The following is a 21696-nucleotide window of genomic DNA, read 5'->3' as shown; positions in this document are numbered from 1 at the left end:
ACCAGCCTGGGGGCCAGCCCGAAGACCAGCCCGGGGACCACACGGACGCGGCTGCGCCCGCAGCCGCTGCTGGGTACGCCCCGGTGCCCGTTCCCCGGGACGCCCTCGCCGGTGGCACCGCACCCGCACCTGAGTCCGGCGCTGGGGGTGCCTCCGTGCCCGGCCTCGGGTCTGCCCCGGGAGCCGTGCCCGCTGCCGTCCCCGGCCCGGACCGGGCCGATGAGGACCGGCCCGGGGACCACACGGACGCGGCTGCGCCCGCAGCCGCTGCTGGGTACGCCCCGGTGCCCGCTCCCCGGGACGCCCCCGCCGGTGGTCCCGAGCGCGCCTCCGCGCCCGTTCCTGGGCCTGCCCCGGAAGCCGCTCCCGCCCCTACTCCCGGTCCCGGTCCCGAGTACGGCTCCCTGCCCGCTCCGGGCTCCGGCTCCGTCGACGGTTCCGCGGCCGCCTCCGCCTCCGCCTCCGCCGGGCCCGTGGCGGCGGCGCTCGACGCCGAGCGGCGCAGGCCGCTGCACGCCCCCGACCCCTACGGCACCCCGCCCTACGGCCAGCCCGGACCCTGGGCGCCCGCGCCCCCGTTCCAGCACCCCGCCGTGGCACCGGCCGCCTCGGGTGCGGCGCCCGCGCCCGCCGATCCGCTCGGCCCCCCGGCAGCGGCACCCGCACCGCCCGCGCCCATGGCGTCCGGCGAGCACCCCGTCGAGCCCGGCGCCGCACCGGCCGTCCCCGCCCCCGCCTCGGCACCCCTGGCAGCCCACGGCGGCGCCCTCACGCCCGGCGCCGGGGACCCTCCGCCGTCCCCGCTCCCGCACGCAGCCCCGCCCCCGCTCCCGCCCCCGCACGCCCCCGCGCACCTCCCTGCCCCCGCTGCTCCGGTCGTTCCCCCGGACCCCTGGCAGCGTTACGACCCTTGGGCCGCGCGGCCCCTCGCCGGGCCGCTCCAGGAGAGCGGGGCCGGGGTCGTCGGCGCCGAGCAGCGGCGCAGGCGGGTCCGGCGGGCGCTGGTCGGCGGGGCCGTGGCGCTGGCGCTCGTGGCCGGCGGGATCGGCGGCGCCGTGGGGGCGTACCTGGAACGCAACGGCGGCATCGGGACCGTGACGCTGCCGCAGGCCGGGAAGGAGCCCGCCGACCGCGCCCCGGACAGCGTCGCCGGGATCGCCGCCCGCGCCCTGCCCGGCGTCGTGACACTGCACGTGTCCGGCTCGGACGAGCAGGGCACCGGCACCGGCTTCGTGCTCGACGGCCGCGGCCACATCCTCACCAACAACCACGTCGTCGGGCCCGCGGCCGCCGGCGGTGAGATATCGGTGACCTTCAGCGGCGGCCAGACCGCGCGCGGCACGATCGTCGGCCGCGACACCGGCTACGATCTCGCCGTGGTGCGGGTGCGCGGCGTGCGCGGGCTGACCCCGATGCCGCTGGGCAACTCCGACAACGTACGGGTGGGCGACCCGGTCGTCGCGATCGGCGCCCCGTTCGACCTGGCCAACACGGTCACCTCCGGCATCATCAGCGCCAAGGAGCGGCCCATCACGGCCGGTGGCGAGAAGGGCGACGGGAGCGACGTGTCGTACGTCGACGCGCTCCAGACCGACGCGCCCATCAACCCCGGCAACTCCGGCGGCCCGCTGCTGGACTCCCGGGGCCGGGTGGTGGGCATCAATTCGGCCATTCGCTCCGCCGACTCCGGGTCCGATGCGCAGACGGGCCAGGCCGGCTCCATCGGGCTCGGCTTCGCCATACCGGTCAACCAGGCCAAGCGGGTGGCCGAGGAACTGATCAACACAGGCCGGGCCAGCCACCCGGTGATCGGCGTCACGCTGGACATGGCCTACGAGGGCGACGGCGCCAAGGTCGGCGCGCGGGCGAGCGGCGGCGGTTCCCCGGTCACCCCGGGCGGCCCCGGCGCCGCGGCGGGCATCCGGGCCGGTGACGTCGTCACCGCGGTGGACGGCGTGCGCGTCCACTCGGGTGAGGAACTGATCGTCCGCACCCGCGCCCACCGCCCCGGCGACCGGCTGGAGCTGACCGTCGAGCGGGACGGCAGGCAGCGCAAGATCTCCCTGGTGCTCGGCTCCTCGGACAGCGGGTGACGGGCCCTCACCGGCGGCTCGCACGGCCCGCGCCGCGCCCCCGGAGCGCGCCGCCCGCCGCGCCCCGAGGCGACGCGGACGTTCCAGAAGGCGGACAAGCCGGAAAACTGGCCGTGTACACGGGCCCCGACACCTCGGGGCAGTACCGGTCGGACACCTCGGCCGGGTACCGTGGATCCGGCCCGGACCCCGGATGGACCCGCTCAGACCGGACCACCCGAGGGCCGAGGACCACGGACATCGCAAGGAGCTTCAGGTGTTCAACGACATAGGACTGCCCGAGCTGGCGACGCTCATCGTCCTGGCCATGCTCGTGTTCGGTCCGGACAAGCTCCCGAAGATGATCCAGGACGTGGTGCGCACGATCCGGAAGATCCGGGAGTTCTCGGAGAGCGCCAAGCAGGACATCCGCAAGGAGCTGGGCCCGGAGTTCAAGGACTTCGAGTTCGAGGACCTCAACCCCAAGACGTTCATCCGCAAGCAGCTGGACAACGACGACCTGGGGCTCAAGGAGATCCGCAACGGCTTCGACCTGAAGAAGGAGATGGCCGAGGTCACGGACGCGGTGAACGGCCGCGACTCCGACGACGAGGCGGTCTCCGTACCGGCGGCGTCCTCGTCCGCCCCCTCCTCCGCGGGGGCGTCCGGCGGCCGGATCGACATGACCAAGAAGCCGGAGAGCGCCGAGCGGGACGACCGCCCGCCCTTCGACGCCGACGCCACCTGAGCGCCACCGTCCTGCCGCGTACCGTCCCGCCGCGTCCGTCACTCCTTCTCAGTGATCCCGTCTGCGCCAGGCGGCCCGATCCCGCCGCCTGCGCGGGCCACGCCCCGGGCGCGTTCCCGGCGCCCCGGTGCGGGGTGGATATGCTGCCGAGTTGTTGTGCGGACCGGACGAGTACGCCCGAAGGGGGGCGGGCCGCGCCGGTCCGACGAGAGCGAGGAGGCGTCCGGGCACATGGAGACGACAAGTAGGGCGGTCGCGCAGGCACCGGCCGCGGAGGGCGGAAGACCACTGCCCTCCGCCCGGCGCACGGTCGACGGCTACCTGCTGGCGCCCTTCCCGTGGTACGGCCTCGACGAGGCCTTCACGGGACAGCGCTGGCTGCTTCAGGTCGGCACCTCGGCCGACGGCTCGGTGGAACACGGTTCCATCGGGCACGGTGACGAACCCTCGGTGCGCAACGAGTTCGTGTCCGGCTCCCCGGACGACCCCCGGGAGAAGTTCGCGGTCGTCGTCACCGTCGCCGCCAGCCCCGAGCGGCGGCTCGCCGACGGCACCGGCCAGCTGGAGGCCACCTCCGTCTCCTCGGCGGCCTGGCTCGCCGGGGTCGGTCTGCTGTCGGTCACCTGGCCCATGCAGATGGACCACGCGCTGCGCGACGACTGGCTGGACCAGCAGACCGAGACGGCGTGGGAGCTCGCCGACGACCTGTCCGGGCCGGACTGGTCGACGCTGTCGCTGCCCGTGGACGGCGTGCCGACCTCGTTCCACTACCGCGAGTCCGAGTTCGGCTGGGTGCTCGCCGGATCGGCCCCGCAGGGCGTGCACGTGGGGGCGTACGGCCGGGGGATGAGCGCCTACGGGCTGGGCTTCTCTGTGGTCCAGGACATCACCGCGTACGCCTGACCCGCCCGCCCGCCGGGCATCCGTGCCGGGCCGGGTGCGCCGGGTACGACGACGAGGGGCGCCGTCCGCGCGGACGGCGCCCCTCGTCGTCGTACGAGATCGTCGTACGAGATCGTCGTACGAGATCGTCGTACGAGATCGCCGCACAGGAGTGCGGCGGTGCCTCAGAACTTGTTCTTCGGCGTGATGCCCAGGGAGAGCCCCGACAGGCCCCGCTGGCGGCCGCCGAGCTTGCCCGCGATGGCACGCAGGGCCGAGCCCGCCGGGGAGTCCGGGTCGGTCAGGACGACCGGCTTGCCCTCGTCGCCGCCCTCGCGCAGCCGGACGTCGATCGGGATGGAGCCGAGCACCGGCACCGTGGCGCCGGTGGTGCGGGTCAGGCCGTCGGCGACGAGCTGGCCGCCGCCGGTGCCGAACACGTCGACCATCTCGCCGCAGTGCGGGCAGGGCAGCCCCGACATGTTCTCGACGACACCGACGATCTTCTGGTGGGTCTGCACGGCGATCGAGCCCGCCCGCTCGGCCACCTCGGCGGCGGCCTGCTGAGGCGTCGTCACCACCAGGATCTCGGCGTTCGGCACGAGCTGGGCGACGGAGATCGCGATGTCGCCGGTGCCGGGCGGCAGGTCGAGCAGCAGCACGTCCAGATCGCCCCAGTACACGTCCGCCAGGAACTGCTGGAGCGCGCGGTGCAGCATCGGGCCGCGCCAGACGACCGGCGCGTTGCCCGGGGTGAACATGCCGATGGAGATGACCTTCACGCCGTTCGCCGACGGCGGCATGATCATGTTCTCGACCTGGGTGGGACGGCCGTCCGCACCCAGCATGCGCGGCACGCTGTGGCCGTAGATGTCGGCGTCGACCACGCCCACCTTCAGGCCGTCGGCGGCCATCGCCGCCGCCAGGTTCACCGTCACCGAGGACTTGCCGACGCCGCCCTTGCCGGAGGCGACCGCGTAGACCCGGGTCAGATTGCCGGGCCTGGCGAAGGGGACCTCGCGCTCGGTCTGGCCGCCGCGCAGGGCGCTCGCCAGCTCCTTGCGCTGCTCGTCGCTCATCACGTCCAGCGACACGTCGACCCGGGTGACCCCCTCGACCCGCGCGACCGCGTCGGTCACGCGCTGGGTGATCGTCTCGCGCATCGGGCAGCCGGAGACCGTCAGGTACACGGTGACCGCGACCACGCCGTCCGCGCCGATCTCCACCGATTTGACCATGCCCAGTTCGGTGATGGGTCGGTGGATCTCGGGGTCGTCAACCGTCGCCAGCGCTGCGCGCACCGCGTCTTCCGTAGCCATAAGGACGATGGTACGGCGCCCGGCCGCGGCCCAGGGACCCCCGTCAGCGGTCGTCCATGTCACGTCCGCGCGGGTGATCCGCCGGGAATACCCCGGGCCGTTCCGGCCCGTCCCCGGCGCCGCCGCGGTCCAGTTCCCTGACCAGTCTCTCCTCCAGTTCCTTGCCGAGGTCCTGGAGCTCGGAGCGGATCCAGTCGCGGGTCGCCACCTCGCCCAGACCCATCCGCAGCGCGGCGATCTCCCGGGTCAGATACTCGGTGTCGGCGATCGACCGCTCGTTCTGCTTGCGGTCCTGTTCGAGGTTGACCCGGTCCCGGTCGTCCTGCCGGTTCTGCGCCAGCAGGATCAGCGGGGCGGCGTAGGACGCCTGGAGGGACAGCGCCAGCGTCAGGAAGATGAACGGATACTCGTCGAAGCGCAGCCGGTGCGGCACGGACACGTTCCAGACCACCCAGAGGATGATCACCACCGTCATCCAGACGATGAACCGCCCGGTGCCCAGGAAGCGCGCGATGCGCTCGGACAGGCGGCCGAAGGCGTCCGGGTCCCACTCGGGCAGCAGCAGCCGCCGCCGCAGCGGGCGCGGCTGGTCGAGCCGGGCCCGCGCCCGGCCGGCGGCGGTGGCCCCGGCCGGGGGCCGCTCGCGGGTGCTCTCTCGCTCAGCCGCCATGCCCGCCCGCCCCCACGCCCTCGTCCGTGCCCCCGGCGGTCCCGGCCGCCGCCCCGGTCCCGTCGTCCAGGTGGAACTCCGTCTCCCGCCAGTCGTCCGGCAGCATGTGGTCGAGCACGTCGTCCACGGTGACCGCGCCCAGCAGCGACCCGGCCTCGTCCACCACGGGCGCCGCGACCATGTCGTAGGTCGCGAAGAACCCGGCCACCACCGGCAGCTCGGCGTCCGGGGAGAGCGCCTGGAGGTCGTCGTCCAGGATCGAGCTGACGAGCGTGTACGGCGGGTCGCGCAGCAGCCGCTGGAAGTGGACCGTGCCCAGGTACTTGCCGGTCGGCGTCTCGTCGGGCGGCCGGCAGACGTACACCTGGGCGGCGAGCGCGGGGGACAGGTCCGGGTTGCGGACCCGGGCGAGCGCGTCGGCGACGGTCGCGTCCGGCCGCAGCACGATCGGCTCGGTCGTCATCAGGCCGCCCGCGGTGTGCTCCTCGTACGACATCAGGCGCCGCATCTCGGCGGCGTCGGCCGGCTGCATCAGACCGAGCAGCCGCTCCTGCTCCGCCTCGGGCAGTTCGGCGAGCAGGTCGGCCGCGTCGTCGGGGTCCATCGCCTCCAGCACGTCGGCGGCGCGCTCGCCCTTCAGCTTGCCCAAAATCTCGATCTGGTCGTCCTCCGGCAGCTCCTCCAGGACGTCGGCGAGCCGGTCGTCGTCCAGAGCGGCGGCGACCTCCGCGCGCCGCTTGGGGGACAGGTGGTGGAGCACGTTGGCGAGGTCGGCGGGGCGCAGCTGCTCGAAGGTGGCGAGCAGGTTCTCGGCGCCCTGCCCGTGCTCCTCCAGGGAGAAGCCGGTGACCGCCGACCACTCCACGGTCAGCGTCTCGCCCCTGCTGCGCCGGAAGGCGCCGCCCTTGCGGCCCTTGCGCACGAAGATCCGGTCGATCTCCCAGTCCCGCCGGGCGGGCAGCTGGTGCACCGACAGGTCCAGCACGGTGGCCTCCTCGCCGCTCTCCACGAGCGTGACGCGGCGGTCCAGCAGCTCGCCGAAGACGAGCCGTTCGGTGGGCCGCTGCTCGAAGCGCCGGACGTTGAGCACACCGGTGGTGATGACCTGGCCGGACTCGATGCTGGTGATCCGGGTCATGGGCAGGAAGATGCGGCGCCGGGTGGAGAGTTCGACGACCAGGCCGAGCACCCGGGGCGGCTTGCGGCCGACCCGCAGCATGACGACCAGATCGCGTACGCGTCCCACCTGGTCGCCCGACGGGTCGAAGGCGGCGACACCGGCGAGGTGCGACACGAAGATCCGGGGGGCGCCCGCTGCCATGACCGTGCCTCCTTCCTGTCGTCTTCCTGTCGTGCCTGTCGTCTTTCCTGGCGTGCTGTTGCTGCCGTGCCGGGTGTGCCCGGTGTGTCCGGTGTCTTCTCGCCTGCCCGCTCAAGTGGGCTTCAGGCTAGCCCGTCCCGTTCGGATACGCCCTGGTGAGCGGAGCGGACGGACTGGCTCCGCCGGGCCGCGCCGCCCCCGGTACGCTGCCGTACGCCGCTACGGGTTCCCCAGCCCGTGGTGCCGTCCGCGTGCCGTGCCTCCCCTGTACGCCGTCATGCCGCGCGGCGCCCGCGGCCGCACCGCACCCGCCGCTCGCGAGCTGAAAGGCAGTGCCGCCTGTGACTGCGATTCCCCAGGGCCGCCGTACCCGCCGGGCCACGCTGACGAGTGCGCTGTGCGCGCTGGCCGTCGTCACCGGCACGGGCCTGACGGGCTGTTCCGGGGACGATCCGGACGCGGGCACCAACGGCGTCGGCAAGCTGCCGGCCGACCAGGTCCAGGCGCGGACCAAGGCCGCCGCCGCGTCCGCCGGGGCCGTGCACCTGGCCGGCGACGTGGTCAGCAACGGCCGTACGTACCGGCTCGACATGCGGCTGAAGTCCGACGGCGGCACGGGCTCGGTCACCTCGCAGGGGGTGACGTTCGGGCTGCTGCGGGTCGGCGCGCAGTTGTATCTGAAGGCGGACGCCCAGTTCTGGAGCAACGCGGACGACGACGGCAAGGACGGGAAGGACGGGAAGGGCGGCACGAACGGCGGGGCGGCGGGCAAGCTCGACGGCAAGTACGTGAAGGTGCCCCAGCGCGACCCCGCGTACAAGCGGTTCAGCGGGTTCACGGACAAGGGCGTGCTCCTCGACAGTCTGCTGACACTGCACGGCGCGCTGGCGGCGGACGGCCGCCACGAGCAGTCCGGCGTCCGCACCATCCGCATCACGGGCGGCCAGGGCACCGGCGGCACCCTGGACGTCTCCCTGGAGGGCACCCCCTATCCGCTGCGGCTGGCCCGCGCGGGCGACGCGGGCACCCTGACCTTCACCGAGTGGGGCAAGGACTTCCCGCTGGCCGAGCCGGACGCGGACGACACCGTCGACTACGGCAAGCAGCTCCCGACGTCCTGACGGGCCGCCCAGCCGCCGCTACCGCCGCCGCTTCTTCCTCAGCAGCAGCCGGGGCAGCCCCGCCGGGACCGGCTGACGGGTCGTCGCCGGAGTGGGCAGCGGCGCCTCGGCCAGCGAGGTGTCGGGCAGCGGCGCCAGCGCGCCGGTCGGCTCCAGGCGCAGCACTCGGCACTCGCGGGCCCACCGCTCGGTCATGGTCTCCGCGTCCGGCGCGTTCAGGCGCTTGCCCTTCAGCTCGGCCATCGTCTCCTGCCACGCCTGCGAGCCGGGCGCGAGTTCCACGACGCGCGCCGCCCAGGTGACCAGACGGCCGCCCTTGTCCTTGCTGCGCACCGTCACCTCGGCGGTGACCCCGTCGGCCAGGCCGGGCAGCGGCTGTTCGCCGGGGCCGTCACCGACCAGGCAGGCCGCGCCCTCGTGCCAGACGTGCCACAGGGGGCGGGCCGGTCCGCCGGGGCCCGCGACCCAGACGAGGCCGGACTTCTTCGTGGCCTCCTCGACGAGGGCCCGGTCGAGCAGTGCGCTTGTCATGACAGCAGCGTAACGAGACCCGGCCGGGCACCGGCGGCGCTCACAGCCAGCCGTTGCGCTTGAGCGTGCGGTGGATGCCGAGGCAGATCGCGGCCGTGACCGCCATGACCACCGGGTAGCCGTACTTCCAGTGGGTCTCGGGCATGTACTTGAAGTTCATGCCGTAGACCCCGCAGACCATCGTCGGTACGGCGATGATCGCGGCCCACGCGGTGATCTTCCGCATGTCCTCGTTCTGCGCGACGGACGCCTGGGCGAGGTTGGCCTGGAGGATGGAGTTGAGCAGTTCGTCGAAGCCGATGACCTGCTCCTGGGCGCGGGCCAGGTGGTCGGCCACGTCGCGGAAGTACTTCTGGATGTCCGGGTCGATCAGCCGCATCGGCCGCTCGCTCAGCAGCTGCATGGGCCGCAGCAGCGGCGACACCGCGCGCTTGAACTCCATGACCTCGCGCTTGAGCTGGTAGATCCGTCCGGCGTCGGTGCCGCGCGGGGTACGGCCGCGGCCCGGCGAGAACACCTCGGTCTCGACCTCGTCCACGTCGTCCTGGAGGGCGGAGGCGACCGCGATGTAGCCGTCGACCACATGGTCGGCGATGGCGTGCAGCACCGCCGAGGGGCCCTTGACCAGCAGCTCGGGGTCGTCCTGGAGCCGGTGGCGCAGCGCGCGCAGCGAACCCTGGCCGCCGTGCCGGACGGTGATGAAGAAGTCCCGTCCGGTGAAGCACATCACCTCGCCGGTCTCGACGACCTCGCTGTTGGCGGTGAGCTGGTCGTGGTCGACGTAGTGGATCGTCTTGAAGACGGTGAACAGCGAGTCGTCGTAGCGCTCCAGCTTGGGCCGCTGGTGGGCCTGGACCGCGTCCTCCACGGCCAGCGGGTGCAGTCCGAACTCCGAGGCGATGCCCGCGAATTCGGCCTCGGTGGGCTCGTGCAGCCCGATCCACACGAAGCCGCCGTCGCGCCGCACCAGGCGCATCGCCTCCTGCGGGGTGAGCGGGACGCGGGTCTCGACGCGGGCGCCGTCGCGGTAGACGGCGCAGTCGACGACGGCCGAGGGAGTCGCCGGGTCGCGGGTGGTGTCGTAGGTGCCGTTGTCCTTGCGCTGCGCCGGGCGGGACGGGCGGACCACGGCGCGCAGGTCACGGATCATCGACATGGCGGGACTCCTTCGTGACGAGCGACGAAGAGCGCCTACGGCGGTCGGAACTGCCCGGAATGAGGACGTCCGGCGTGCGGATGTTTCGCACGTCCACAAAGCGGGGAGCACCGCACCGACGCGGTGAGCGGGCTTCGTCACTGATTTCGATCGGTCAGATCGGACGATCAGGCAAACGAAACGAAGTGCTCTTCCGTACGACGCGCACAGGGGCACGAAGGCGAGAGGTGGCGGTCAGCCGGAGCCGGAACAGCTACATCAGCGGCGGGAAGAGCGGGTGCTACTGCACGGTCGACTTCGATCCATGACAGCCCCACCTCCTCCGGCCGGTCCCTCGTAAGGGAGTCCCATCGGCGTCGGGGCTTGATCGCGACGCTTCTGCGTGCTGCCCCGAACCACCGAGTCAGAGTATCAGTCGGCCGACGTGTCAAGGTGCCGCTTTGCCGGGTGCTGACGAGTTCTATGCTCGCGACATGGCAGATGTTCTTCCTCTGGTCGAGGCCCGGTTGCGCTCCGCGCTGGGCGAGCCGGACGCGCGCGCGGCGGTCACCTTCCTCGGCACGGACCGGATCGAGGTGCTGCGCTTCCAGGAGGGGGACATCGTCCGGTACGCCACGCTCGGCATGTCGGCCCGGCCCATGGCGGACCCCACGGCGATGGTCGCCGACCCGGTCGCCGGGCCGCGCGCCGAACTGGTCCTGTCGGTGCGCACCGGCCGCGCCGACACCGACAAGGTGCTCCGTCCGCTCGCCGTCCTCGGCGCGTCCCCGCAGGTCGAGGGTGTGGTCGTGGCGCCGGGTGCCTCGCTCGACGTGGGGGAGGCGCTGTGGCCGGGCGCGCCCTTCACCTCGGTCCTGGTGGCCGAGCCGGGCGGTCTGGTGGAGGACCTGGAACTCGACGCGCCGCTGGATCCCGTGCGGTTCCTGCCGGTGCTGCCGATGACGCCGAACGAGGCCGCGTTCAAACGTGTGCACGGCGCGCAGGCGCTCCAGGAGCGCTGGCTGACGCTCGGGACGGACCTGCGGGACCCGGCCCGCCGGTCCGTCCCGCTGGAGTGACCTCCGAAGTGAGCGATCTCACCCAAGCCGCGGGGCGTGTACGTCAGTTGGCGAAAACCGTGACGCTGTCCTCGGTCGCGTGACGCGGTTCCAGCTCCTCGGCGTCGTGCGTGAGGGACCGGCGCCGCACCAGGACCACCAGGGCGCCCAGCAGCGCGGTGGCACCCGCGACCACGAACGGGATGTGCAGGTCGCTCCACTCCTCGATCTTCGGGGCGAGATAGGGGGCCGCGGCGGCGGCGAACCAGCGCACGAAGTTGTAGCCGGCGCTCGCCACCGGGCGCGGCGCGTCCGACACCCCGAGCGCCAACTCGGTGTAGACGGTGTTGTTCACGCCGATGAACGCGCCGGACAGCACGGTGCAGACGATCGCGGTGGTGTGGTCGCCGTAGCCGAGGACGACCACGTCGGCGGCGAGCAGCACCAGGGAGCCGCCGAGCACCTTCAGCGAGCCGAACCGCGCCTGCATGCGGGGCGCCACCAGCACGGAGAACACGGCGAGCAGCAGGCCCCAGACGAAGAACACCGCGCCGGACTTGTACGGGGTCATGTCCAGCACGAAGGGCGTGAAGGCCAGCACGGTGAAGAACGTGTAGTTGTAGAAGAAGGCCGAGACCGCCGCCGAGGCGAGACCGCCGTGGCCGAGCGCCTTGAGCGGGTCGAGCAGTGAGGTCTTGCGGGCGGGCCGCGGCTGTTCCTTCAGGAGCGCGGTGATGCACAGGAACCCGACGGCCATCAGGAACGCGGTGCCGAAGAACGGGTAGCGCCAGCTCGCGTTGCCGAGCAGGGCGCCCACCAGCGGGCCACAGGCCATGCCGAGGCCGAGCGCGGACTCGTAGAGCAGGATGGCCGCCGCGCTGCCGCCCGCCGCCGCGCCGACGATGACCGCGAGCGCGGTGGAGACGAAGAGCGCGTTGCCGAGGCCCCAGCCGGCCCGGAAGCCGACCAGTTGGGCGACGGATCCCGAGGTGCCGGCGAGTCCGGCGAAGACCACCACGAAGGCGAGGCCGAGCAGCAGCGTCTTCTTGCCGCCGATGCGGCTGGAGACGAAGCCGGTGACCAGCATGGCCACGGCGGTGATCAGGAAGTAGGAGGTGAAGAGCAGGGAGACCTGGCTGGCGGTGGCGTCCAGGCCCTTGGCGATGGAGGGCAGGATCGGGTCGACCAGACCGATGCCCATGAAGGCGACGACGGACGCTCCCGCCGTCGCCCAGACGGCCTTCGGCTGCCGCAGGATGCTGCCGGCGCCCGCGTCGAAGGGGTCCGCGGCCATGCGTGCTCCAATCCGGACGGTTGATGCTCGAACGATGGTTGGCTTATGCACATAGTAAGTTAGATCAGCTAACTAATGCAAGGTACATCTATTTGGTCCGGAGCGGACGGCCCCCCTCCGGACGGGTGATCGTCCTTGACGCGGCGCTGTCCGGGTAGGACCGTGGGGCTCTATGAGGGGCGAACCCAGTTGCCCGAAGTGCGGTGGCCGGGTCAGGGCTCCCGGCCTCTTCAGCGACACCTGGCAGTGCGCTGAGCACGGGACGGTGCATCCGGTGCAGCCCGTGACCCCGCCGAGCGTCGAAGGACTCGGCGTCGTCGTCAGCCGCACCCAGGTGCCCGTGTGGATGCCGTGGCCGCTGCCCGTGGGGTGGCTGTTCACCGGCGTGGCCGCCGCGGGCGACGACCGCAGCGGCGGCCGGGCGACCGCCGTCGCCTGCTCGGGCCCCGGACCGCTCGGCGGCATGGGCGAGCTGATCCTCGTCGCCGAGGAACTGGGCGTCGGCCTCGGCGCCCGCTACGCCGGAATCGAGGGCCCCGACCCCGGCCCCTGTCTGAACGTGGAGAAGCCGCCGGACGCGAAGGTGCTGGCCGCGGGCCGCCCGACCCCCCTGTGGCACGTCGGCGGCGCCCCGGTCGACCGCGCCGTCTTCGCGGGCGAGGCCCTCGGGCTGTGGCTGTGGGCGGTGGTCTGGCCCGAGCAGTCCGGCCTGCTGATGTACGACGAACTGGTCCTCGCCGACCTGCGGGACGCGGGCGCCGAGGCCGAGCTGGTGCCGTGCGGGGCGCTGTCCCCGCGGCTGTTGCAGCCGTAGGCCCGCCCGTCCGGGTGTGTCGCGGGTGTGTTGCGGGCGCGTGTAGGGGGCGAGGCGGGTGTGCGGGGGTGACAAGGCACCCCTTGTCTCCCGTTATCCTTGAGTGTCCCTTTCCGCCCCGTCACCGTCTGGAGTCCGTGTCGTGCGTATCGACCTGCACACCCACTCCGACGCGTCCGACGGCACGGACACCCCGGCCGAACTGGTGCGGAACGCCGCCGCGGCCGGACTGGACGTCGTCGCGCTGACCGACCACGACACCACCCGCGGCCATGCCGAGGCGACCGCCGCGCTGCCCGAGGGGCTGACCCTCGTCACCGGCGCCGAGCTGTCGTGCCGGGTCGACGGCGTCAGCATGCACATGCTGGCCTACCTCTTCGACCCCGAGGAGCCCGCCCTGCTCGCCGAGCGGGAGCTGGTCCGCGACGACCGGGTGCCCCGGGCCCAGGGCATGGTCGCCCGGCTCAACGCGCTCGGTGTGCCCGTCACCTGGGAACAGGTCGCGCGGATCGCGGGCGACGGCTCGGTCGGCCGCCCGCACGTCGCCTCCGCCCTCGTGGAACTGGGCGTCGTACCGACCGTGAGCGACGCCTTCACCGACCAGTGGCTGGCCGACGGCGGCCGGGCCTGGGTCGCCAAGCACGAGACCGACCCGTTCGAGGCGATCCGCCTGGTCAAGGGCGCGGGCGGGGTCTGCGTCTTCGCCCACCCGGCCGCCGCCAAGCGCGGGCGTACGGTCCCGGAGTCCACGATCGCCGAGCTGGCCGCCGCCGGACTCGACGGCATCGAGGTCGACCACATGGACCACGACGCGCCGACCCGGGCCCGGCTGCGCGGCCTGGCCGGGGAACTGGGCCTGCTGGTCACCGGCTCCAGCGACTACCACGGCGACCGCAAGGCCGTCGCACTGGGCGAGTTCACCACGCACCCCGACGTGTACGGGGAGATCACGCGGCGGGCGACCGGAGCGTTCCCGGTGCCGGGCGCCGGCGGAGACGGCGCGGTCGCGGGCACGGCCTGAGGCCCCTGCCCCTTCCCGCGCGCGCCCGCACCCACCCCCGCCTTCCTTCCCCTCCCCTTCACCCGTACGCAAGGCCAGTTCAGACGATGTTCGACGCTGCCGTTTTCGGCTCCCTCTTCCTCACTCTCTTCGTGATCATGGATCCCCCCGGGATCACCCCGATCTTCCTGGCGCTGACCGCCGGACGGCCCGCCAAGATCCAGAAGCGGATGGCCTTCCAGGCCGTCTGCGTGGCGGGCGGCGTGATCGCCGTGTTCGGTGTCCTCGGCCACCAGATCCTCGACTACCTGCATGTCTCGGTCCCCGCGCTGATGATCGCGGGCGGGCTGCTCCTGCTGCTGATCGCCCTGGACCTGCTCACCGGCAAGACCGACGAGCCCAAGGCGACCAAGGACGTCAATGTCGCCCTGGTCCCGCTGGGCATGCCGCTGCTGGCCGGACCCGGCGCGATCGTGTCCGTCATCCTGGCCGTGCAGAAGGCCGACAGCGTGGCCACCCAGGTCTCCGTCTGGTCGGCGATCGTCGCGATCCACGTGGTGCTCTGGCTCGTCATGCGCTACTCGCTGCTGATCATCCGCGTCATCAAGGACGGCGGCGTGGTCCTGGTGACCCGGCTGGCGGGCATGATGCTCTCCGCCATCGCCGTGCAGCAGATCATCAACGGCATCACCCAGGTGGTGCGGGGCGGCGCCTGAGCCCCGGAGCCCGGGGACCTGCCGGACGACGCACGGAGCCCCCGCCCGGCCACGCTCACGCGGGCCGTGCGGGGGCTCCGAAGTGTGTAAACAGCCCCTGCTGTTACGAGGCCGGGGTGTCGGCCGGGCGGATCCAGAGGCGCTGCCCTACGGCGGCGGCCTGCTGAACGATCCGATTGACGGAGGCGGCGTCCACGACGGTGCTGTCCACGGTGGTCCCGTCGACCTCGTCGAGTCGCATGATCTCGAAGCGCACAGGCTTCTCCCTTCGTCTGGTCATCCTCCTGCGGAGAATTACTGGAGACGGATGGTGCTCGCGGCGTCGGTGCCCCGTGCTCCGTATCTGGTCAACGGTTCACCTGCCACGAACATTCCCTACGCTAAGGAAATTTTTCGAACGTCTAATTACTGATGCGTCACGGTCTCTCCGTCGACCGATCGGGACCGGTTGTGTTCGCTGCGTGACCACCGGGACAATGGAGGTGATGAACGAGGCCATGAACGAAGACCGCGCGGCGCTCGCCGCCCGCATCGACCACACGAACGAGCTGCTGGAGCGCATGCTCGCCGAGGTGGCCAAGACGCCCTCGACCCACGCGATCTTCGTAGACGCCGGTTATCTCTACGCCGCCGCGGGCCGCCTCGTCGCCGGCACCGAGGACCGCCGCGCCTTCGACCTGGACGCCGAGGGCCTCATCGACGCGCTCATCGACCGGGCCCGCACGGTCTTCGCCGACAGCAGGCTGCTGCGCGTCTACTGGTACGACGGCGCCCGGCGCCGTATCCACACCGCCGAGCAGCAGACCATCGCCGAACTGCCCGACGTGAAGGTCCGCCTCGGCAACCTCAACGCCAACAACCAGCAGAAGGGCGTCGACTCCCTGATCCGCTCGGACCTGGAGTCGCTCGCCCGGCACCGCGCCATCAGCGACGCCGCCCTGCTCGGCGGCGACGAGGACCTGGTCTCCGCCGTGGAGGCCGCCCAGGGCTACGGCGCCCGGGTCCACCTGTGGGGCATCGAGGCCCCCGAGGGCCGCAACCAGGCCGAGCCGCTGCTGTGGGAGGTCGACAGCCAGCGCACCCTCGACCTCGACTTCTTCAAGCCCTACGTCTCCCGGCGCACCCCGGTCACCTACGACCCGACGGCCACCACCCGGCCGACCCGCGAGGACGTCCGCTTCGTCGGCGCGCAGATCGCCGCCAAGTGGCTGGCGGCGCGCGGCCGGGACAGCGTGATGGAACTCCTGCCGGGCCACCCCTATCTGCCCGGCTCCGTCGACCAGGAACTCCTGGTCGAGGCCGAGGGCCTGCTCCAGTACTCGCTGCGCGGCCAGGCCGATCTGCGCCGCTCCCTCAGGGACGGCTTCTGGGACCACTTGCAGGCGCAGTACTGACCTCCGGGCCGAGCGCTAGCTGCCTGCCCCGTCCCAGAAGTCGGCGAGCGCGCGGGCGGTGGCGAGCGGCCGGTCCACGTTGGGCGAGTGCTCGGCGCCCTCGACGACCGTGCGCCGGGCTCCGAGCCGTACGGCCATGGCGTCCAGCAGCGGCACCGGCCAGGCGTCGTCCCGGGCCCCCGACAGCACATGGAACGGCAGCGCGACGGCGGCCAGTTCGGCGACCCGGTCCGGTTCCGCGCACAACTGGCGCCCGGTGGCCAGCAACTGCGCGGGCCGGGTGCCCAGCCAGCGGCGCCGCAGGTCGTCGCGGTCCTCGGCGCCCGAGTCCAGGGTGACGGACAGACCGCCGTCCTCGTCCGTGCCCCCGGTCGCCGCGGCCGCCTCCATGGCCTGGACGGCCTCCCACACCTCGGCCATCGACAGTGCCGCGAGCGCGTCCCGCAGCAGCTTCACGCGCTGCTGCTGGGCGGCGGAGATCTGCGCCGGACCCGAGGACATCAGGGTGAGCGAGACGAAGGGGGAGCGGTCGAGCAGGACGGCCGCGCGGGCGATCTGCCCGCCGAGGGAGTGCCCGAGCAGATGCACCGGGACGGCGAGCGCGGCGGCCTGCGCGAGCACGTCCCGCGCGAGCTGCTCCTGGGCGTACGCGGACTCGTCGTGCTCGGGGCCGTCCGACTCGAACTGCCCGCGCCCGTCCACGGCCACGGTCCGGTACCCGCGCGCCGCGAGCGGTGCGTGCAGCGCGTTGAAGTCCTCCTTGCTGCCGGTGAAGCCGGGCAGCAGCAGCGCCGTCCCCCTCGGCCCGGCACCGGCCGCCGCGGGCACGTCGACGACGGCGAACTCACCGCGCGCGGTGCGCAGCCGGTAGCTCCGGGCACCGGAGGGCGGGACGAAGGAGATGGGCCTGCTCATGGGGTGAGGCTATCGGGGAGCCTGCGGCGCGGAGGCGGCGGAGGGCGCGGAGGGCGCGGAGGGCGCGATGGGGGGAGGGGGGCGGCCGGGCGCCCCGGCCGGGCGCGGGAACGGCCGACGGCCCGGCCCACGCGAGGTGGACCGGGCCGTCGGCCGTACTGCCGGTGCGGGCCGGTGCCCGCTCAGAGCTCCGCGGACTCGACGGCCGCGGCCGCCTTGCGCGTACGGCGGCGCGGCGCGGCGGCCGGCTCACCGGTCGACTGCGCCGGGATCTCCGCCCCGGGGGCCTCCGCCACGGGTGCCTTGGCGGCGGCCTTGCGGGTGCGCTTCGGCTTGGCCTCGGCCTCGGTGACGGCCTCGGGCGCCTCGGCGGCGACGGCCTTCTTGCGGGTCCGCTTGGGCTTGGCCTCGGCGGTCTCGCCCTCGGGGGCGTCGACGGGTGCCTTGGCGGCGGCCTTGCGAGTGCGCTTCGGCTTCGCCTCGGTCTCCGCGACCGGCTCCGGCGCTTCGGCGGCGACGGCCTTCTTGCGGGTGCGCTTCGGCTTCTCCTCGGCGTCCGCGACCGGCTCCGGTGCCTCGGCGGCGACCGCCTTCTTGCGGGTGCGCTTCGGCTTCTCCTCGGCGGGAGCGGCCTCCGCCACGGCGGGCGCGGCTGCGGTCTCCACGGCGGGGGCCGCGGCCTTGCGGGTACGGCGCGGCTTGGCGGCCGTGACCTCCGCGGTGACCGTCGCCTCGACCGCCTCGGCGGCCGGTGCCGCGTCGGTGGCTTCGGCGGCGACAGCGGCCTTGCGGGCGCGGGTGCGCTTCGGCTTGGCCTCGGTCTCCGCGACGGCCTCCGGTGCCTCGGCGGCGACGGCCTTCTTGCGGGTGCGCTTCGGCGCGGCCTCGGCGGGTGCCGTCGCGGCGGCCTCGGCGGCCGGTGCGGGCTGCGCGGCCTTGCGGGTCCGGCGGCGCGGCTCGGCCTTCGGTGCCTCCGCCACGACCTCCGCCACGACCTCGGTCACGGCCTCGGCCTCGGCGGCCGGGGCCGCCTTCTTGCGGGTGCGGCGCGGGGCCGGGGCGCTCGCCTCGGCGTCGGCCTCCGCCACGGCGGTCGCCGCCACGGCGGCCTGCGGCGCCTCGGGAGCGGGGCTCACGGCCTCGGCGGCCGGAGCGGCCGTGCTCGCCACGGCCGGGGACTCCGCCGAGCGGCGGGTCCGGCGGCGGCGCGGCTTGTCCGTCGTGTCGGCGGTGTCGAGCGCGGGGCTCTCCGCCGCCGTCACGACCGCCTCGGCCGCCGCGGGGACGGCGGGAGCGGCGGACTGCTGGACCGGCTGCTGCTGGGCGCCCGCACCGGAGCGCGTCCGCCGACGGCGGCGCGGGGTGCGGACAGCGGCGGCCTCGTCGGCGGGCGCCGGAGCGGCCGGGGCGGCCTCGGCCGCCGTACCGGTGCCCTGCGCGCCCGCTTCCACCGGCGCACCACCGCGTGTGCGGCGGCGCCGCCGCGGAGTGCGCTCCGATCGGTCGCGGTCGCGGTCGCGATCCCGGTCACGGTCGCGATCCCGGTCGGCGGTGCGGCCCTCGGGGCGTCCGCCCCGGCCGCCGCGCCCGCGGGCACCGCGGCCACCGGTCTCGCCGAGGTCCTCCAGCTCTTCCGCGTCCAGCCCGGCGCGGGTGCGCTCCGAGCGCGGCAGGATGCCCTTCGTGCCCGCCGGGATGCCCAGGTCGGTGAAGAGGTGCGGGGAGGTGGAGTACGTCTCCGGCGGGTCGTTGAAGCCCAGCTCCAGCGCCTTGTTGATCAGCTGCCAGCGCGGGATGTCGTCCCAGTCGACGAGGGTGATCGCCGTACCCTTGGCGCCCGCGCGGCCGGTGCGGCCGATGCGGTGCAGGTACGTCTTCTCCTCTTCGGGCGACTGGTAGTTGATGACGTGGGTCACGCCCTCGACGTCGATACCGCGGGCGGCGACGTCGGTGCAGACGAGCACGTCGACCTTGCCGTTGCGGAAGGCGCGCAGCGCCTGCTCGCGGGCGCCCTGGCCGAGGTCGCCGTGGACCGCGCCGGAGGCGAAGCCGCGCTGCTTGAGCTGGTCGGCGAGGTCGGCCGCCGTGCGCTTGGTCCGGCAGAAGATCATCACCAGCCCGCGGCCGTCGGCCTGGAGGATGCGCGCGACCATCTCGGGCTTGTCCATGTTGTGCGCGCGGTAGATGAACTGGGTGGTGTTGGCCACCGTCGCGCCCTCGTCGTCCGGCGTGGTGGCGCGGATGTGGGTGGGCTGCGACATGTAGCGGCGGGCGAGACCGATGACCGCGCCCGGCATGGTGGCCGAGAACAGCATGGTCTGGCGCCGGGCCGGAAGCATGCCGATGATCTTCTCGACGTCGGGCAGGAAGCCCAGGTCGAGCATCTCGTCGGCCTCGTCGAGGACGAGGGCCTTGACGTGCTTGAGGTTCAGCTTCTTCTGGCCCGCGAGGTCCAGCAGGCGGCCCGGGGTGCCGACGATCACGTCGACGCCCTTCTTCAGGGCCTCGACCTGGGGCTCGTAGGCCCGGCCGCCGTAGATCGCGGTCACCCGCACATTGCGCACCTTGCCGGCGGTCAGCAGGTCGTTGGTCACCTGGACGCACAGCTCGCGCGTGGGGACGACGACGAGCGCCTGCGGGGCGTCGGTGAGAGCCTCGGGGGTGGCGCGTCCGGCCTCCACGTCGGCGGGGACGGTGACGCGCTCCAGGAGCGGGAGGCCGAAGCCGAGCGTCTTGCCGGTGCCGGTCTTGGCCTGGCCGATGACGTCCGTGCCCGACAGGGCCACGGGGAGCGTCATCTCCTGGATGGGGAAGGGAGTGGTGATGCCGACGGCCTCCAGGGCCTCGGCGGTCTCGGGGAGGATCCCGAGGGATCGGAACGTCGTAGTCAGGGTGCTGCCTCTTCTGTGTGTGCGGCGCGAGGCGAGTGCGGGGGTCGTGTCGGACCGCACCGGGGACGACGGCGGCCGTGCGGTCTTGCCGCTCAGGCCGGCCGGGTGGCGCGGGACCTCTGCCGACGCTCTCGGACCTGCCCACGGGGCGGGCCCAGCGCTCGTACCGCTGAGGGGGTCCCTCCGATCGTCGTACGCACAGTGCCGTACGGTCAGGGAGGGCTGTCGGGTCGGAGCCGATCGGGCCACCGACCGGGCATCCTCATGCGTGCGGCCTGTCGAAGCACGGCCGGGAACCCCGGCCCACCCAGCAGGCGCATTACCACCATACCCCGGAATCGTGCACACGCGATGGCCGATTTGGTCACGTAGCCGTCGTCACACTGGTCGGCAAGATCTCTCCAGGGCCCGGGGAGCGGGCTATTGTGCGCTTCATGACCAGCTCTGACACGCCCGACCAGGCCCCCGACGCCCCCGTCGAACGCACCGGGATCGCCGCCCAGGACTGGGCGACGGCCGCCGCCGACCCGCAGTACCGCGCCGCCGTCGTGGACCTGCTCGGCGCGCTCGCCTACGGGGAGCTCGCGGCGTTCGAACGGCTCGCGGAGGACGCCAAGCTGGCGCCCACCCTCGCGGACAAGGCCGAGCTGGCGAAGATGGCCTCGGCCGAGTTCCACCACTTCGAGCGGCTGCGCGACCGGCTCACGGAGATCGGTGCCGAGCCGACCGAGGCGATGGACCCGTTCGTCGCCGCGCTCGACGGCTTCCACCGGCAGACGGCGCCCTCGGACTGGCTGGAAGGGCTCGTCAAGGCGTACGTCGGCGACTCGATCGCCAGTGACTTCTACCGGGAGGTCGCGGCCCGGCTGGACTCCGACACCCGTGAACTGGTGCTGGCCGTCCTCGACGACACCGGGCACGCCGGTTTCGCGGTGGAGAAGGTGCGGGCGGCCATCGACGCGGACCCGCGCGTGGGCGGGCGGCTCGCGCTGTGGGCGCGGCGGTTGATGGGCGAGGCCCTGTCGCAGTCGCAGCGGGTCGTCGCCGACCGCGACGCGCTGTCCACGATGCTCGTGGGCGGGGTCGCGGACGGCTTCGACCTCGCCGAGGTCGGCCGGATGTTCACCCGCATCACCGAGGCGCACACCAAGCGGATGGCCGCGCTGGGACTGGCCGCGTAGCGCGGATGGGGGAGTCCCGGCCGCCCTGTCGTCGGGCGGGCCGGGCCGGGGCAGCCGGGTCGGGCCGGACGCGCGCGGGCCGTACGGCCGGTCGGTCCGGCGGACGGCCCCCGGCGGCCGGACGGTCGGCTACGCCGTCAGGGATCGTCGGCGCAGGCGGCCGGCCGGGCGCAGCAGCAGGGAGACGGAGGCGGCCGAGACGACGGCCGCGCCGAGCAGGCTGGAGAGCACGGGGGCCGAGCCGAGCGCGCTGTGGGTGACGAAGTCACCGAGGAGGGCGCCCGCCACCCCCGTCGACAGGACCAGCGGTCGCGACGGCAGGCGGCGCGCCAGGCGGTGGAAGACCGCCCAGCCGAGCAGCAGGCCGAGCACGGCGGATCCCAGGGCCTCCAAGAACATCACAGTCCCTCCCACACGAGCGGCCGGTGCTGACGGTCGTAGCCCCGTCATACCCCTGACCTGCGGAATGCAACCCTCCCTGTGAGCTGTTTGTGTGCGCTGCGTGAAGCGCGCGAGGAGGGGCCGAGCGGGGCGCGAGCGCGGGCCGCGCGGGGGATGGGTGCGGGCCGCGCGGGGGAGGGGCGGGGGCCGGCCCGGACGCGGGAGTGGGCCCGGCGGTCGGTGACCGCCAGAT

General features: G+C 73.5%; 20 protein-coding genes. 10 read left to right on the top strand and 10 right to left on the bottom strand.

All coding sequences use genetic code 11. From position 1 onward, the window contains the following. Positions 1-404: 404 nt before the first annotated feature. The 3 genes from ACWDYF_RS35910 to ACWDYF_RS35900 all read left to right on the top strand — a co-directional run bounded on the left by ACWDYF_RS35910 (position 405) and on the right by ACWDYF_RS35900 (position 3723). Positions 405-2093 carry a S1C family serine protease gene (locus ACWDYF_RS35910; protein WP_451584329.1) on the top strand — a complete coding sequence of 563 codons (1689 nt, stop codon included), beginning with the start codon at positions 405-407 and terminating at the stop codon, positions 2091-2093. 256 nt (positions 2094-2349) lie between these two features. Next, on the top strand, positions 2350-2820 hold the full coding sequence (locus tag ACWDYF_RS35905; RefSeq protein ID WP_018571256.1) for a sec-independent translocase: 471 nt from the start codon (positions 2350-2352) through the stop codon (positions 2818-2820). Positions 2821-3051: 231 nt separating this feature from the next. Continuing rightward, positions 3052-3723 carry a hypothetical protein gene (locus tag ACWDYF_RS35900; protein WP_234020705.1) on the top strand — a complete coding sequence of 224 codons (672 nt, stop codon included), beginning with the start codon at positions 3052-3054 and terminating at the stop codon, positions 3721-3723. 164 nt (positions 3724-3887) lie between these two features. Here the strand turns inward: ACWDYF_RS35900 and ACWDYF_RS35895 are convergent, their stop codons facing one another. The 3 genes from ACWDYF_RS35895 to ACWDYF_RS35885 are packed head-to-tail and all read right to left on the bottom strand — an operon-like array spanning position 3888 to position 7012. After that, positions 3888-5021: an Mrp/NBP35 family ATP-binding protein gene (locus ACWDYF_RS35895; protein WP_381742412.1), complete on the bottom strand. Its 1134-nt coding sequence runs from the start codon at positions 5019-5021 to the stop codon at positions 3888-3890. A gap of 43 nt (positions 5022-5064) precedes the next feature. Then, the gene (locus ACWDYF_RS35890; protein WP_389474600.1) at positions 5065-5691 is read right to left on the bottom strand and encodes a DUF1003 domain-containing protein; all 627 of its coding nucleotides are present in this window, start codon (positions 5689-5691) and stop codon (positions 5065-5067) included. Continuing rightward, complete coding sequence (locus ACWDYF_RS35885) at positions 5681-7012, bottom strand: magnesium transporter MgtE N-terminal domain-containing protein (RefSeq protein ID WP_018571260.1); 1332 nt, start codon at positions 7010-7012, stop codon at positions 5681-5683. The genes ACWDYF_RS35890 and ACWDYF_RS35885 overlap by 11 nt, the downstream gene beginning before the upstream one ends. A 341-nt stretch (positions 7013-7353) precedes the next feature. On the opposite strand from ACWDYF_RS35885, the gene ACWDYF_RS35880 reads away from it, so the two are divergent. Continuing rightward, on the top strand, positions 7354-8133 hold the full coding sequence (locus ACWDYF_RS35880) for a hypothetical protein (RefSeq protein ID WP_381742414.1): 780 nt from the start codon (positions 7354-7356) through the stop codon (positions 8131-8133). 18 nt (positions 8134-8151) lie between these two features. Here ACWDYF_RS35880 and ACWDYF_RS35875 read toward each other — a convergent pair whose 3' ends face one another. Beyond that, positions 8152-8664 (bottom strand): hypothetical protein, encoded by a 513-nt coding sequence (locus ACWDYF_RS35875; RefSeq protein ID WP_389474603.1) that lies wholly within the window; start codon positions 8662-8664, stop codon positions 8152-8154. A 40-nt stretch (positions 8665-8704) separates the two neighbouring features. Continuing rightward, positions 8705-9820, bottom strand: coding sequence for a magnesium and cobalt transport protein CorA (locus ACWDYF_RS35870; protein ID WP_381742418.1), 1116 nt, complete (start codon positions 9818-9820; stop codon positions 8705-8707). Between the two features lie 473 nt (positions 9821-10293). Between ACWDYF_RS35870 and ACWDYF_RS35865 the strand changes: the two genes are divergently transcribed. Next, complete coding sequence (locus ACWDYF_RS35865; RefSeq protein ID WP_381742420.1) at positions 10294-10878, top strand: suppressor of fused domain protein; 585 nt, start codon at positions 10294-10296, stop codon at positions 10876-10878. Between the two features lie 43 nt (positions 10879-10921). Here the strand turns inward: ACWDYF_RS35865 and ACWDYF_RS35860 are convergent, their stop codons facing one another. Continuing rightward, positions 10922-12151 (bottom strand): MFS transporter, encoded by a 1230-nt coding sequence (locus ACWDYF_RS35860; RefSeq protein ID WP_389474606.1) that lies wholly within the window; start codon positions 12149-12151, stop codon positions 10922-10924. Positions 12152-12323: 172 nt separating this feature from the next. On the opposite strand from ACWDYF_RS35860, the gene ACWDYF_RS35855 reads away from it, so the two are divergent. The 3 genes from ACWDYF_RS35855 to ACWDYF_RS35845 all read left to right on the top strand — a co-directional run bounded on the left by ACWDYF_RS35855 (position 12324) and on the right by ACWDYF_RS35845 (position 14681). After that, entirely contained in the window at positions 12324-12965 is a 642-nt protein-coding gene (locus ACWDYF_RS35855) for a DUF6758 family protein (protein ID WP_064535120.1), read from the top strand. 142 nt (positions 12966-13107) lie between these two features. Further along, positions 13108-13986 (top strand): PHP domain-containing protein, encoded by an 879-nt coding sequence (locus ACWDYF_RS35850; RefSeq protein WP_389474608.1) that lies wholly within the window; start codon positions 13108-13110, stop codon positions 13984-13986. A gap of 86 nt (positions 13987-14072) precedes the next feature. Beyond that, positions 14073-14681, top strand: a complete 609-nt coding sequence (locus ACWDYF_RS35845) for a MarC family protein (RefSeq protein ID WP_018571268.1) — start codon at positions 14073-14075, stop codon at positions 14679-14681. 103 nt (positions 14682-14784) lie between these two features. Here ACWDYF_RS35845 and ACWDYF_RS35840 read toward each other — a convergent pair whose 3' ends face one another. Further along, on the bottom strand, positions 14785-14961 hold the full coding sequence (locus tag ACWDYF_RS35840) for a hypothetical protein (RefSeq protein ID WP_381742838.1): 177 nt from the start codon (positions 14959-14961) through the stop codon (positions 14785-14787). 205 nt (positions 14962-15166) lie between these two features. On the opposite strand from ACWDYF_RS35840, the gene ACWDYF_RS35835 reads away from it, so the two are divergent. Continuing rightward, entirely contained in the window at positions 15167-16075 is a 909-nt protein-coding gene (locus ACWDYF_RS35835; RefSeq protein WP_018571270.1) for an NYN domain-containing protein, read from the top strand. Positions 16076-16090: 15 nt separating this feature from the next. On the opposite strand, the gene ACWDYF_RS35830 is transcribed toward ACWDYF_RS35835, so the two are convergent. Together ACWDYF_RS35830 and ACWDYF_RS35825 are read right to left on the bottom strand one after the other, a co-directional pair. Further along, positions 16091-16990, bottom strand: a complete 900-nt coding sequence (locus ACWDYF_RS35830) for an alpha/beta fold hydrolase (protein WP_389474612.1) — start codon at positions 16988-16990, stop codon at positions 16091-16093. Positions 16991-17172: 182 nt separating this feature from the next. Next, complete coding sequence (locus tag ACWDYF_RS35825) at positions 17173-19788, bottom strand: DEAD/DEAH box helicase (RefSeq protein ID WP_389474614.1); 2616 nt, start codon at positions 19786-19788, stop codon at positions 17173-17175. 518 nt (positions 19789-20306) lie between these two features. Between ACWDYF_RS35825 and ACWDYF_RS35820 the strand changes: the two genes are divergently transcribed. After that, positions 20307-21062 (top strand): ferritin-like fold-containing protein, encoded by a 756-nt coding sequence (locus ACWDYF_RS35820; RefSeq protein ID WP_389474616.1) that lies wholly within the window; start codon positions 20307-20309, stop codon positions 21060-21062. Positions 21063-21191: 129 nt separating this feature from the next. On the opposite strand, the gene ACWDYF_RS35815 is transcribed toward ACWDYF_RS35820, so the two are convergent. After that, positions 21192-21461, bottom strand: a complete 270-nt coding sequence (locus ACWDYF_RS35815; protein ID WP_018571276.1) for a hypothetical protein — start codon at positions 21459-21461, stop codon at positions 21192-21194. Positions 21462-21696: the final 235 nt, after the last annotated feature.

The organism is Streptomyces sp. NPDC003284 (genome assembly GCF_053589675.1).
This window is presented reverse-complemented; position numbering and strand designations above follow the sequence as displayed.

Bases quoted from the DNA above. Each gene is read 5' to 3' on its own strand.
- ACWDYF_RS35900 (WP_234020705.1), top strand. From the start codon at position 3,052: ATGGAGACGACAAGTAGGGCGGTCGCGCAGGCACCGGCCGCGGAGGGC.
- ACWDYF_RS35895 (WP_381742412.1), bottom strand. From the start codon at position 5,021: ATGGCTACGGAAGACGCGGTGCGCGCAGCGCTGGCGACGGTTGACGAC.
- ACWDYF_RS35890 (WP_389474600.1), bottom strand. From the start codon at position 5,691: ATGGCGGCTGAGCGAGAGAGCACCCGCGAGCGGCCCCCGGCCGGGGCC.
- ACWDYF_RS35885 (WP_018571260.1), bottom strand. From the start codon at position 7,012: ATGGCAGCGGGCGCCCCCCGGATCTTCGTGTCGCACCTCGCCGGTGTC.
- ACWDYF_RS35875 (WP_389474603.1), bottom strand. From the start codon at position 8,664: ATGACAAGCGCACTGCTCGACCGGGCCCTCGTCGAGGAGGCCACGAAG.
- ACWDYF_RS35870 (WP_381742418.1), bottom strand. From the start codon at position 9,820: ATGTCGATGATCCGTGACCTGCGCGCCGTGGTCCGCCCGTCCCGCCCG.
- ACWDYF_RS35865 (WP_381742420.1), top strand. From the start codon at position 10,294: ATGGCAGATGTTCTTCCTCTGGTCGAGGCCCGGTTGCGCTCCGCGCTG.
- ACWDYF_RS35860 (WP_389474606.1), bottom strand. From the start codon at position 12,151: ATGGCCGCGGACCCCTTCGACGCGGGCGCCGGCAGCATCCTGCGGCAG.
- ACWDYF_RS35855 (WP_064535120.1), top strand. From the start codon at position 12,324: ATGAGGGGCGAACCCAGTTGCCCGAAGTGCGGTGGCCGGGTCAGGGCT.
- ACWDYF_RS35845 (WP_018571268.1), top strand. From the start codon at position 14,073: ATGTTCGACGCTGCCGTTTTCGGCTCCCTCTTCCTCACTCTCTTCGTG.
- ACWDYF_RS35840 (WP_381742838.1), bottom strand. From the start codon at position 14,961: ATGACCAGACGAAGGGAGAAGCCTGTGCGCTTCGAGATCATGCGACTC.
- ACWDYF_RS35835 (WP_018571270.1), top strand. From the start codon at position 15,167: ATGAACGAGGCCATGAACGAAGACCGCGCGGCGCTCGCCGCCCGCATC.
- ACWDYF_RS35830 (WP_389474612.1), bottom strand. From the start codon at position 16,990: ATGAGCAGGCCCATCTCCTTCGTCCCGCCCTCCGGTGCCCGGAGCTAC.
- ACWDYF_RS35825 (WP_389474614.1), bottom strand. From the start codon at position 19,788: ATGACGCTCCCCGTGGCCCTGTCGGGCACGGACGTCATCGGCCAGGCC.
- ACWDYF_RS35815 (WP_018571276.1), bottom strand. From the start codon at position 21,461: ATGTTCTTGGAGGCCCTGGGATCCGCCGTGCTCGGCCTGCTGCTCGGC.